The sequence below is a fragment of the Rosistilla oblonga genome (assembly GCF_007751715.1).
Classification (GTDB): domain Bacteria; phylum Planctomycetota; class Planctomycetia; order Pirellulales; family Pirellulaceae; genus Rosistilla; species Rosistilla oblonga.
The window spans coordinates 4,027,691-4,040,641 of sequence record NZ_CP036292.1; the positions used below are offsets into that span (position 1 = coordinate 4,027,691).

Here is a 12,951-nt window from a genome sequence, read left to right on the forward strand (position 1 = left end):
ACGATAGCAACAACCTCCATTCACACTCCGGTGACCTGCCGATATTCGATGAAAGCTTCGCATATGCCTCGATTTGTCCCCCGGCACCTCCGCGCCGCCTCGATTCTGCTGCTACTAGCCACTCCTGCGGTGGGACAAGAGCCAACCGACGACGCTGCCCCTGCTGCGACTCCCGCTGCCGAGCAAGCGGAAGCGGGGCAAGCTGCTGCCGAGCAACCGTCCGCTCAACCGCTGGCTGCTGAAAAACCAGCGGCTGCCGCGGACGAACCGCAGCAGGACAAGGCGTTGCGAGCCGCTGTCGCTCAAGCGGCCGAGGCTCCCGTGGCGGAAAAGTCGGCTGACGTCCAATTGCGATTCAATTTCTCGGGCCAACCTTGGGGCGATGTGCTGCAGTGGCTCTCCGAAGAGGCAGATCTGCAGCTGCAGCTCGACCAACCGCCCCCCGGAACGCTCAGCTTTATCGATCCGACGCGGTCGTATTCTCCCAACGAAGCGATCGATCTAATCAACCGGATGCTGTTGGACAAAGGCTACGCCCTGGTCCGCCGCGGGCGACTGTTGATCGTCGTCGATCTGGAATCCGAACTGGCGGCGAAACTGATCCGCGAACTGGCCGAATCGGTCACCGCCGACCAATTAGATCAACGCAGCGGATCGGACATCGTCCGCTGCATCCTGCCGTTGGGAGGCGTATCGCCGACGACAGCTCAAGAGGAATTGAGCCAATTGATCGGTCCCTGGGGTTCGGTGATCGTGCTCGAATCGTCGCGTCAGGCGATCGTCGTCGAGACCGTCGACAAATTAAAAGCGATCCGCGAAGCGTTGCGACAAGCCAACGGCCCCGGCGGAATCGCCGGCGACGTCGTCGCGATCGCTTTGAACCATCGCACGCCCGACGAAGTCCTCGCTGTCGCGCGGCAACTGATGGGACTGGGCGACGAGAACTCGGCCGACGGGATTCAGATCGCGACCGATCTGTTTGGCGCGAATCTGTTCGCTGCGGGCGAACCGTCGAAGCTGTCGCAGTTCCGCGCGATCGTCGAACTTGTCGACAAACCGATGTCGATCGACGGTCAAGAAGCTGTCGAGCCACCGGCGCCGCCAAGCCTGCAACGCTACCCACTGAGCACCGTTGCAACCGACACGGCGTTTAACGTCTTGTCGACACTGTTGGCTGGCTTGCCCGAGGTGCGGATGAGTGTCGAACCGAACACCGGATCGATCATCCTGTGGGCTCGCCCCGACGAACAGAAACTGGTCAAAGACACGATCGAGATGCTCGAGGGCAAAGGGACAGGTTTCGAAGTCATCCAACTCAACCGCCTCGATCCTCAGTCGGCGGTCCTGACGATCAACAAGTTCTTCGCCGGCGGTGGCGATGGCGCCGGCAAGGGGCCAACCGTCGACGGCGACCCGGTCTCCAGCAAGCTGTGGGTCAAAGGAACGCCCGACCAGATCCAAACGGTTCGCGAGCTGATCCAACAGATGGAAGGAAGCACCGAGGCGGGACTGTTGGACGATCGCGTCCGCTTGTTGCCATTCTCGGGCCGATCGGCTGAAAACACGCTCGAGCAGTTGGAGCTGATCTGGCAAGCGACCGGCCGCAAAAACAAGATCCGCTTCTCGACTCCCTCAAAATCGGAGAAGGCTGCGGTTCCAGAGCGGCGGATCGAACGTCACGACACACCCGGCCAAGATTCTGAAGATTCCGATTCGCGAGACTTCGATGACTCCGTCGATCGCGACGGACCGCTGACCGGCCACAACACGCGGCGAACGATCTTCACGCAAATCACGCGGGCCGGCGAAAGCGATGCAAACGAAAATGAAAAGTCCGACGATTCCGCCGGCGCCGAGATCGTGATCTCGCTGACGCCCGGCGGGATGATCATCGCGTCGGACGATGTTCAGGCGTTGGACCAATTTGAAGAGTTGTTTCGGGCGTTGGCCGACCAATCGGCAGGGGCTAGCGACACGCCGACAGTTTTCTGGCTGAAGTATTCCAAAGCCGAAGAGGCATCGGCGCTGCTGAACAACATCCTTAGCGGGACCGGAGGCAGCGGCGGTGGCGGCGGCTTGACCGACATGGCTGGCAGCATGTTGGGTGAACTTGGCGGCGGAATGTTGGGCGGCTTGCTGGGACTTGGCGGTGGCGGCGGCGGAGGCGATGACTCGGGCCCGATCTTCACCACTTCCGGCACGGTCAGCATCGTCGCCGATCCGCGACTGAACGCTTTAATCGTGCAAGCCAATGGATCCGACCTGCAATTGGTCGAGGATCTGTTGAGCGTCATCGATCGCGAACAGAGCCCCGAAGCGGTGCAGACCACCGGCAAGACCTACTTAATTCCCGTGCAATATCAAGACGTCAACGATATCGTAAACGTCTGCAAAAGCGTCTTCAGCGACCAGATGGAACAAGCCGCCGGTGGCGGCGGTGGCGGACGGCAGCCTTCGCCACAAGACATCGTCAACGCCTTGCGATCCGCTGGCGGTGGACGTGGCGGTCGCGGCGGAGGTGGTGGTGGCGGCGGACAGGAACCGACGGAGATGAAAATGAGTCTCGCCGTTGATGCCAAGAACAACATCGTTATCTTGAAAGGTACGCCTCAACATTACCAACAGGTCAGCGAACTGATCTCGAGCCTCGACATCCGCGGTCCCAACAGCGAAGAGCGAGTGGAAGTCGTGTCGATTGGTGGCGGCGTAAATCCCAAGATCGTCCAAGAAGCATTGACCAAGGTGTTGGGAGCTCAAGCGACAACAGGCAGCACGACATCGGGAACTTCGACAACGACCAGCAGTTCGTCCAGCGGAAGTTCATCGTCCAGCAGCGCCAGCGACGAAGCGGCCACGGCGGCGCGGCGAGCTGCGATTTTTGAACAACTGCGCAGCCGCGGCGCCTTTGGTGGCGGCGGTGGACGTGGCGGTCGCGGCGGCGGTGAAACAGGTGGACGTGGCGGCGGTGGCGGTGGCGGACGCGGTGGTCGAGGCGGCCGATAGTTCCGGATCGACTGCGTTCTGCAAACCATTGGACGTTCGATGCAACACGCGTCGGCGTCGATGGGAGTGATATTTCAGGCGGGCCCTGCGGCCCACAAGGCGACAGGATATTGATCATGATTATGGAAGCTGGCGAGATCTTGGTTCGACGCGGACTGCTGGACGAGGATCAACTGCGTCACAGCCGCGCGAGCGATGCGCCCAACGTGATCTCGTCCGCCGTCCAACTGGGATACGTCGACGAACGGGCCGCACTGCAAGCCTTGGCCGAAGAGGTCGGGCTCGACTTTGTCGACCTCCGCGAAGTCGATGTCGATCTCGACGCGCTGGAAGGCTTCTCGCAAAAACTGATCCACCGCCAAACCTTGTTCCCTCTGGGACAGCGTGACGGATCGCTGATCGTTGCCACGTCGGACCCCTTGGATCTCTACCCGCTGGACGAAGTCAGCGCGTCGACGGGGAAGAGCGTGATCCCGGTCGTTGCCGAACACAACGAGATCCTGCGGCTGATCAAGAAGCACCTTGGCGTCGGCAGCGAAACAGTCGATGGTCTGCTGGCCGCCAAAGAGGATTCCGACGGAGTCGAACTGCTCGAGGATATCGAGACCGACGGAAGCGAACTTTCCGAACAAGCTCAAGAAGCGTCGGTTGTTCGACTTGTCAACGAGATCCTCGTCGAAGCGATCGAATCGCGGGCGAGCGACGTGCACATCGAATCGCAATCCTCAGGGATCAAAATTCGCTACCGGATCGACGGCATCTTGCATCCGCAACCGGTTCCGCCCGAGATCAATCGCTTCCAAGCCGCGATCATCAGCCGCTTGAAGATCATGGCGCGATTGAACATCGCCGAAAAGCGGCTCCCTCAAGACGGTCGTATCAAGCTGCGAGTCCAACGCCGCGAGATCGATGTCCGTTTGAGCGTGATCCCGATGATCCACGGCGAGGGCTTGGTGATGCGTATCCTCGACAAGGGATCGATGGTCTTCGATCTTCAAGGTCTGGGAATGAGTGCTCACACCTACGAACAGTTCCGCAAACTGATCCGTTTGCCCCACGGTATCATCCTGGTCACCGGACCGACCGGTAGTGGTAAAACAACGACGCTCTACAGCAGCCTGCTGGAGATCAACAGCCCCGACAACAAGATCATCACGACCGAGGATCCCGTCGAGTATCAGTTGGACGGGATCAACCAGATCCAGGTCCATCCCAAGATCGGACTGACGTTTGCCGCGTCGCTGCGTTCGATCCTCCGCCACGATCCCGACGTCGTGCTGGTCGGCGAAATCCGCGACTTCGAGACGGCCGAAAACGCGATCCAAGCATCGCTGACCGGCCACTTGGTCTTCAGCACGCTGCACACCAACGACGCCGCGGGGGCTTACACCCGGATGGTCGATATGGGCGTCGAACCGTTCCTGGTCGCCAGCACCGTCGAAGCGGTGATGGCCCAGCGGTTGTTGCGACGGCTGTGCCCGCACTGCAAGGAACCGTTCGATCCCGAAAAAGACGACATGCCGGCCGATTTCCCTTGGGATAAATTGGACGACCAAGCGCTCTATCGCCCCGTCGGCTGTCGCGAATGTCGCAACGTCGGTTATATGGGCCGGATGGGTATCTACGAATTGATGGTCACGACCGAAAAGGTGCGTCAGTTGGCGCACGACCGGGTCAGTTCGTGGGAGATCAAACGGGCGTCGCTTGCCGACGGCATGCATTCCCTGCGGCACGATGCGTGGGAGAAGACGATCGCTGGCAATACGAGCGTCGATGAAGTGCTTCGAGTGACCAAAAGCGATCAAATTAAGTAACCGAACCTATGGCTGAATTTGCTTACACCGCGCGGTCGATGGATGGCCAACGCGTGACCGGAACGTTGACTGCGGCTTCGGAGCGTGAAGTCTCCGCCCAATTGGCCGGCAAGAATCTGTTCCCCGTCGACGTCAAAGAGGTCAAGGAGCAGTCGGCGATGCAGTTGCTGGGAGGCAACGGCCGCGTCAACGGTCAAACGATGGCCATCTTCTACGCGCAACTGGGGTCGTTGTTGCGCAGCGGCGTACCAATGATCCGGTCGTTGACGTTGTTATCCGAGCAAGCATCGAACAACACGCTCAAAGAAGTCCTCCAAGATATCAAGACGCGCGTCGAGGATGGCGAACCGTTGGGCGAAGCTTTGGCGCGTTACCCACGCGTCTTCAGTTCGATGGGGATCAACATGGTCCGCGCCGGAATGGAAGGCGGCTTCTTGGAAGATGCCTTGGACCGCGTGGGGGAATTCACCGAACTGCAGGAAGACCTCAAAGGACGCACCGCCAGCGCGTTGGCTTATCCGATCTTCCTGTCGGTCGTCGGCACCGTGGTCGTCACGATCCTGTTGGTCTTCTTTGTCCCCAAGTTTGGCGAACTGTTCGCTCGCTTGGAAGCCAAAGGGCAGCTGCCGTTGGCGACGACGACGCTGTTGGCGTTCAGCGAATTGTTGCAATCGTACGGTCTGTTTCTGTTAGCCGGCCTGATCGCGGGGGGCTTCTTTTTGAAGATGCAACTGGCGACCGAAGCGGGCCAGATGTGGGCCGACCGCGTAAAGATCAAACTACCGATCGTCGGTGGCATCCTCTTGAGTCTCGCCGTCGCGAGGTTCTGCCGGGTCTTGGGAACGTTGCTGACCAACGGCGTGCCGATCCTGCGTTCGCTGGAGATCAGCCGCGCCGCCGCGGGTAATCGCGTGCTCGGAATCGCCGTGGCCGACGCGGCCGAAAGTGTTCAATCGGGCGAAACGCTCTCCTCGCCGCTGGCCTCCAGCGGTCACTTTCCCGCCACGGTGACGGAGATGATCCGCGTCGCCGAGGAATCCAACACGCTGGACAACGTATTGATCCAAATCGCTGACGGCTTGGAAAAACGGACGTTCCGCCGCTTGGACCTGTTTGTCCGGCTGCTCGAACCGGTGATGTTGCTGGTCCTGGCCGGCGTGGTCCTGTTTGTCGTGATGGCGTTGTTATTGCCAGTGATCAAAAGCAGCAGTGCATTGTAAATCGCGGTTTTCTCGCGGCGGACGGCTGTGGAAGCAGGCGGTCCGTTGCGAATTTCCCGTCTCGGCGCGTAGGCGTCCGGGGGTTCCCGGGGATCGCAAAAACGCTTGGCGCGAACTTTCCTAGCGAAAGACCATCATTCCCCTTGTCGGGATCGGTCGATTCCGAAGATTTAGCTACGTCGCTTGACGTGACCGGCCGGTTCTGGACACTTTATCGATATCGACGCCCTTTGTTTCGGCGTCATTCGATTTAGGGAAACTGCGCGGAGGAAAGCGTTGTGGCGAATATTTGTGTCAAACTGCCCGATGGAACTGTACAAGAACACCCTGAAAACACCACGGCATTGGATGTCGCCAAGGGGATCAGCGACGGGCTGGCTCGCGCCGTCGTCGCCGCCGAAATCAACGGCAAAGTCGTCGATGCCTTTCGCCCGTTGAGCGAATTGTCCGACGAAGCGGAGATCCCGCTGACGCTGCTGACCAATCGCGATCGCACCGCCCTGGATGTCCTTCGCCACTCTTGCGCTCACATCATGGCCCGCGCCGTGATGCGTCTGTACAAAGGTGTTTCGCTCGCCTTCGGCCCGACCACCTCGGGCGGCTTCTATTACGACTTCGATCTCGAACACAAGATCAGCGAAGACGATTTCGCGGCGATCGAGAAGGAGATGAAGGCGATCATCAAGCAGGGCGAACCGTTCGAACGCTTCATGCTGACCCGCGATGAAGCTGTCGATCTGTGCCGCGACCTGAACCAAGACCTTAAAGTCGAACATATCGAGACCGGCCTGAGCGCCGAGGAATCGGTCAGCTTCTACCGCCAAGGCGAATTTGTCGACCTCTGCCGCGGCCCCCACATCCCCAACGCCGGCAAGATCAAAGCGATCAAGCTGCTGAGCGTCGCGGGAGCCTATTGGAAAGGCGATTCCTCCGGGCGGCAGCTGCAACGTCTGTACGGCACCGCGTTCTTCGACAAGAAGGAATTGGCGGCTTACCTGGAGCAACTGGAAGAAGCTCGCCGCCGCGACCATCGCGTGCTTGGCAAAAAACATGGCCTGTTTGCTCTCAACCCGGAAGTTGGTTCGGGACTCTGCCTGTGGTTGCCCAAGGGAGCTCGCGTCCGCGTGACGCTGGAGGACTTCCTGCGAAAGGAATTGTTAGGCCGCGGATACGATCCGGTCTACAGCCCACACTTGGGGCGCGTCGAACTGTATGAAACCAGCGGTCACTTCCCCTATTACCGCGATTCACAGTTCCCGCCGCTGTATGCTTCCGAAGCGGGCAGTTTGTTGGACGCGATGACCCAGCGTCTGGAATCGGGATCGATCTCCAAAGACGATGAAGACAAGCTGATCGCCGCAGCGGAGGTCTTGGGTGTCAACTTCGACGGCTACAAACCCTCGGCATCGGCAGACGATAAGAAGAGTTGGATTCACGGTTGGCAGACCGCAAACGAGCGGTATTTGGTCAAGCCGATGAATTGCCCGCACCACGCCCACATCTTCAAAGCTCAACAGCGCAGCTACCGCCAACTGCCGTTGCGATTGTTCGAATTTGGAACCGTCTACCGTCACGAACAAACCGGCGAACTCAACGGCATGTTGCGTGTCCGCGGGTTGACCCAAGACGATGCGCACATCTTCTGCACCGGCGACCAGGTCGAAGAAGAGTTCCGCGCGACGATCGAACTGACCAAGTTTGTCCTCGAGAGCGTTGGCCTGGATGATTACCAAGTCCAGTTGTCGCTGCGTGATCCAAACAGCGACAAATACGTCGGCTCGCAAGAGAACTGGGACCGCGCTGAATCGGCACTCCGTGGAGTGCTTCAAGATTCGGGGCTTTCGTATGGCGAACAGCCGGGCGAAGCAGCCTTCTACGGTCCCAAAGCCGACTTTATGGTCCGCGACTGCATCGGGCGTTCGTGGCAATTGGGAACGGTTCAACTCGACTACAACCTCCCCGAGCGATTCAAGCTGGAATACGTCGGTGCCGACAACGCGGCTCACCGTCCTGTTATGATCCACCGGGCACCGTTCGGTTCGCTGGAACGTTTTGTTGGGATGTTGATCGAACATTTCGCCGGCGCCTTCCCATTGTGGCTGGCTCCCGAACAGGTCCGCATCTTGCCACTCAGCGAGAAGTCGACCGAATACGCGATCGCGGTTGCCAAGCAGATGGAAGAAGCCGGTTTGAAGACGACTGTCGATCTGAAGAACAGCAAAGTCCAAGCAAAGATCCGCGACGCCCAACTGGAACTGGTTCCTTACATGGCCGTCGTTGGGCCGCAGGAAGCCGAAGCCGGACACGTCGCCCTCCGCGATCGCATCGACGGCGATCTGGGTGCGATGCCCATTGCCGAAGCGATCGCGCGATTGCAACAAGAGGTCCGCGAGCGGAAGGTGCGACAAGTCGTCAAAAGCAACTTCACGCAAATCGAAGACGACGGAGCCGAACGCTTCGAAGGCTAGATAGTTTTGCAACACCACCATGGTCCTGCGATTCCGTCGCAGGATCTTTGCGGTCACAGGAATCTTTGCTGGCCCTGCGCGCTCCGTCGCAGCGCCTCTTCCGTCGCGTAGCGATGGGCATCTCCTGCAGCGGCCAAGAAAAACAGCTTCGCGCGAAATACCGCTCCGATCCGTTTTTCCTTTCTTCCGGGAATTTGCATAAAATCATCGGGTCTGCCAACATCTATTGTTTGGAGACCCTTTGTATTGTCTGATTCGCGTTCCGCTTTCGAAGACCTGTTGCAACAGGCTCAGGGCCCGTTGCTTGGTTATTTGATCAGGCTAACGGGATCGGTTCACGTTGCGCAAGACCTGCTGCAAGCTGCCAACGTGACGGCGATCGAGAAACAGTCGTCGTTTCACGCGGGAACCGACTTCGCTGCCTGGATCCGGCAGATTGCCAAGAACCACTATCGCAATGCGATTCGCAAACAAGCGGTCTCCAAAACCGTGTTGCTGGTCGACGACGGACTGCACGAGGTGATCGAACGTCGCCATCGAGAGCGGATCGAAAAACAGCGACGTGAGGCCGACTGGGATCGCTTGCAGGACTGTTTGCAAACCCTGCCGGGGCACCAGCGGGAACTCGTCCAGCGGTTTTATATCGACGGACAATCGCTGAACCAACTGGCAAAAACGACAGGCCGCAACGCCAATGCGATCGGGCAAACGCTACACCGGGCCCGGCGTGCGTTAATTGAATGTGTCAAGTTTGCGGGGGACGAACCGCCGCAGGTTGCCAGCATCTTCGGATGCGAGGCTCAACAAGGTGCTGAATCAAGATGAGTTTATCGGAGCGTTGCGATCAACTGCTGCAAAGACATCTCCACGGAGAACTCAGCGGCGACGAAGCGGATGAACTGCGGACGATGCTGCGAACGTCCCCCGAAGCGCTCGATCACTACTTGGATCTGTGCGACCTCGACGCGCAACTAATGTCGCAGTTCGATCGCCCGCCGGGAATTGCACACCATCCTGCGACGACGCACCATTCCACTTGCAGCCCGGCGATTTGGCTGACTTCGTTTGCCGTCGCCGCCAGTTTGTTGTTCGCCATCGGTCCGGAATTGGTTCAAAGTCCAAACGATCCGCCGGGGCTTACGATCGCCGCAGTCGACGATTCCGAGGTTAATCAGACGCCAGAAGCGGCGACGCAGCGGCGGCGCATGCCTAATCCTTGGAAGGTGATCAACGCGACGGGTTCGATGAATCATCCGCGGCTGTCGGAGGCATCGATCCCAACGGTCCAGCTGGTTGCAAATCGCAAGCTGCAATTCAACCGAGACATCCGGCCGATCCTTTCGGAGACTTGCTTCCATTGCCACGGCCCCGATTCGCACGGGCGGCGAGCCGATCTGCGGCTGGACACTCGCGACGGTGCGACCACCGATCTCGGTGGTTACCAGGCGATTACGCCGGGTGAACTCGAGAAGAGCGAAGCCTGGAACCGGATCATCAGCGACGATCCCGAACTGCTGATGCCACCGCCGGAATCGCATCTGGCGTTAACCGACCAGCAGAAAACGATGCTACGGCGTTGGATCGAAGAGGGAGCCGAATACCAAGGGCATTGGGCCTTCATTCCTCCCACGATGCCGCCGGTTCCGCAAGTCGATTTCAGCGACGATGCGGCGGAGGGGAACTGGTCCCGCGGGTCGATCGATTCGTTTGTCGCGGCGCGATTGGCCGAAGCCGATCTGACTCCATCGCCCGAAGCCGATCCGCGGACGTTGATCCGTCGCTTGTCGTTGGATCTGATCGGATTGCCGCCGACGATCCAAGAGACGCAAGCGTTTGTCGAGGACTACGCGTCCCGCGGCGAAGCTGCTTACCAACAGACGATCACGCGGTTGTTGGAATCGCCGCACTTCGGCGAACGGATGGCGCTTCCCTGGTTGGATCAAGCTCGGTATGCCGACACCAACGGATATTCGATCGATGGCGGTCGCGATATGTGGCTGTGGCGAGACTGGGTGATCCAGGCGTACAACGACAACATGCCTTATGACAGGTTCTTGGTCGAACAACTGGCGGGCGACTTGCTGCCCGACGCCACCGACGCCCAGCGGATCGCGACCGGATTCAACCGGAATCACATGATCACGCACGAAGGGGGAACGATTCCGGAGGAGAATCTAACGAACTACACCGCCGATCGCGTGAAGACGACCGGCGAGGTGTTCATGGGGCTGACGGTTGGATGTGCGCAGTGCCACGATCACAAATACGACCCGATCTCTCAAAAGGAATACTACCAGTTCTTCGCCTTCTTCAATGAACTGCAAGACCGCGGACTCGATGGCAACAGCGGTCGCAACTCCGCTCCCAGCATCACCGCCAAGACGGTGCTGCGGACCGATGAGATCAACGAACTCGAAACCGAACTGGTGCAGCTTCGCAAGCAATTGGCCGAAGCGACCGACGGTTTTGACTCTTGGCTCGAAGCCCGACGATCCGAACAAGTCGACCGCGGCAAAGGCTTTCGCGTTCTCGACGTCGAACTGTTGGACGTATCGGCTCCCAATGTCCCTGGCACGATCGCGTTTGAACCAACCGGCCGCGTCACGCTCTCCAATCCTCGCGGCGGATTGAACGGGCTGAGCCACTCGATGCGACTATCCGCCGACGCTCTGAACCAAGGCGAGTTGGTGTCGGGCATTCGGATTGCGTTTACGCCAGCGGAAATCCCGATCGCTCCGAAAGCAGAAGAGACCAAGTTGGCGTTGACACCGTTTGAGGAAGCGGTGCCGAAGGTGACAACCGTACTCGTATCTGCAACGAACCAACCGGCCGATCAAGTCGACTTCCATCGCCAGTTGACGGTTTCACAAGCCACCGCGACCAGCGCCGCCAGCGGACATCCACCGACAGCGATCTTCCAGGAGAACAACGCGCAGTGGTGGCAACCGGCTAACGGCCAATCCGATCAGAATTTAACCCTCACGTTCGACCGGCCGGTCGATCCACGGGAGACTCCCTACCTGAGCGTTCTCGTTGTGTTTGGGCAATCGCAATCGCTCCCATTCCAATGGCAGATCGAACCGTTTGTCGGACGCGATCGCAACAGCCGCTGGGATTCCGATCTGATCGCCGCGATGGTAACGCCCGAAGCCGACTGGGATCCCGCCGCGCGAGAGCGTCTGTTGACAGCGTTCCGCAACAATGCGGCGTCGCTGCAACCGTTGCGCATACGGATTGCCAATCTGGAAGAGCGGTATGCAGTTCTGACGCAGGAACATTCCGTGATGGTGATGAACACCGCCGCGACACCTCGCGAAACATTTGTTCTGGAGCGCGGCCAGTACGATGCACCGGGTGAGCGTGTCACGCCGCAAACGCCCGCGGTTTTACCGGTGCTGTTTAGCGAGCGTCCCGATGCTGCCGAGGTAAGCGAAACGGCAGACGATACCCAAACGCCAACCGTTCGCGCAACGCGATTGGATCTTGCAAACTGGTTGGTCGATCCCAAGCATCCGCTGACGTCGCGGGTTGCCGTCAACCGAATCTGGAATTTGTTTTTTGGTACCGGACTCGTGGCAACCTCCGCCGACTTCGGTTCGCAGGGCGAATTTCCAAGCCATCCGGAACTGCTCGATTATCTTGCCCGTCATTTTGTCCAAATCGAATGGGACCAAAAGCAATTGATTCGCGAGATCGTCAGCAGTGCGACGTATCGCCAGCAATCGACGGCCAGCAGCGAACAAATCCAACTCGATCCCAAGAACCGCTTGCTCGCCCGCGGCCCGCGTTTCCGCCTGCCAGCCGAACTGATCCGCGATCAAGCGTTGGCGGTCAGCGGATTGTTGGTGCCACGGATCGGCGGTCCGAGTCTTCAGCCGTACCAGCCGCCGGCACTATGGAAAGAGGTCAGCCACTTTGGTAGCACTCCCGCGACGAAGCAGGTGTTTGTGCAAGACCATGGTGAAAAGCTGTATCGTCGCAGCATGTATACCATCGTCAAACGAACCAGCCCGCATCCGGCGATGGCTGCGTTTGATGCCCCCAGTCGCGAGATGTGCACCGTCGATCGGGGCGCGACTAACACGCCGGTTCAAGCATTGGTGACTTTAAACGATCCACAGTTTGCCGAAGCCGCCCGCGTGCTCGCTGCGGTCTGGTTGCGTGATGAAAGGATCACCGCCGACGACGCGCGGATCCGACACGCGTTTGAACATGTTTTGTGCCGAGTTCCAAGCGATCGAGAAACCGAAGCCGTCAGTGCGCTGCTGGCGGCTGAGCGCGACCGATTTGCCGCCGCGATCGACGATGCGCAAGCAGCGGTTTCGATCGGCGAATCGCCGCGGGCCGAAGGAATCGATGTCGCCGAACATGCAGCCTGGATGCAAGTCGCCGCCCTGCTGTTGAACCTCAGCGAGACACTGACTCGCAATTGATGCTCCCGCTGCG

General features: G+C 59.3%; 6 protein-coding genes. All 6 read left to right on the plus strand.

The annotated features are described in order from the left end of the window. The first annotated feature begins 63 nt into the window (after nt 1-63). The 6 genes from CA51_RS14220 to CA51_RS14245 all read left to right on the plus strand — a co-directional run bounded on the left by CA51_RS14220 (nt 64) and on the right by CA51_RS14245 (nt 12,938). Nucleotides 64-3,003, plus strand: a complete 2,940-nt coding sequence (locus CA51_RS14220) for a secretin N-terminal domain-containing protein (RefSeq protein WP_197451186.1) — start codon at nt 64-66, stop codon at nt 3,001-3,003. Nucleotides 3,004-3,119: 116 nt separating this feature from the next. Continuing rightward, nucleotides 3,120-4,817: a GspE/PulE family protein gene (locus CA51_RS14225; RefSeq protein ID WP_145121658.1), complete on the plus strand. Its 1,698-nt coding sequence runs from the start codon at nt 3,120-3,122 to the stop codon at nt 4,815-4,817. An 8-nt stretch (nt 4,818-4,825) separates the two neighbouring features. Further along, complete coding sequence (locus tag CA51_RS14230) at nt 4,826-6,037, plus strand: type II secretion system F family protein (RefSeq protein WP_145121660.1); 1,212 nt, start codon at nt 4,826-4,828, stop codon at nt 6,035-6,037. A gap of 278 nt (nt 6,038-6,315) precedes the next feature. Continuing rightward, a complete protein-coding gene (gene thrS, locus CA51_RS14235) occupies nt 6,316-8,505 on the plus strand; it encodes a threonine--tRNA ligase (RefSeq protein WP_145121662.1) in 2,190 nt (729 codons plus the stop codon). A 246-nt stretch (nt 8,506-8,751) separates the two neighbouring features. Next, entirely contained in the window at nt 8,752-9,330 is a 579-nt protein-coding gene (locus CA51_RS14240; RefSeq protein WP_145121664.1) for a sigma-70 family RNA polymerase sigma factor, read from the plus strand. Beyond that, nucleotides 9,327-12,938: a PSD1 and planctomycete cytochrome C domain-containing protein gene (locus CA51_RS14245; protein ID WP_145121666.1), complete on the plus strand. Its 3,612-nt coding sequence runs from the start codon at nt 9,327-9,329 to the stop codon at nt 12,936-12,938. The genes CA51_RS14240 and CA51_RS14245 overlap by 4 nt, the downstream gene beginning before the upstream one ends. Nucleotides 12,939-12,951: the final 13 nt, after the last annotated feature.